The sequence below is a fragment of the Rhizobium sp. 18055 genome (genome assembly GCF_902706285.1).
Lineage (GTDB): Bacteria > Pseudomonadota > Alphaproteobacteria > Rhizobiales > Rhizobiaceae > Rhizobium.
The window spans coordinates 1-480 of sequence record NZ_CACSKD010000194.1 but is presented as its reverse complement, the minus strand read 5'-3'; the positions used below and the strand labels follow the sequence as shown (position 1 = coordinate 480).

1 pseudogene is annotated in these 480 nt (G+C 65.8%); it reads left to right on the top strand.

Annotation, left to right across the window (positions count from 1 at the left end):
• Positions 1 to 480, top strand: a pseudogene (locus GVL52_RS28685) (hypothetical protein); the annotation flags it as partial.

Below are 480 nucleotides of genomic sequence, written 5' to 3'. Positions count from 1 at the left end.
GATCCTCAAGGCGCGCCTGTCCTACCAGGGCACGAAGCTGGTGTTCAGCACCGAGCAGGACGACTACTGGTGGTGGCTGATGCAGAACGGCGACGTGAACACCGCGCGCCTGATGCTGGCGGTGATGGACGATCCGGCTGGCAGCACGGCCACCCCGCCTTCGGCAGCGACGCCCTCCGCGCAGGCAAGCACCCCGGCCGCGCAGAGCTGGAGCGAGATGCCCTCGCCTTCGATGACGGTGCTGCTGCGCTTCTCGGGAAAGAACCTGTGGGAAGTGCTGCACGACGACGAGCCGGAACTGGAGATCCACGATCCCTACCAGGTCTCGGAAGTAACCCTGCACGGCCAGCAGGTGCCGTTGGCGGCCAACTTCACTGCGGGCTACGCACTGTGGCTGGCGCGCTCCAACTTCAGCCACCAGTCGCTGCGCTCGCTGTTTGGTGGCAAGGGCGGCATCGACGCGCCGCATCTGTACATGAT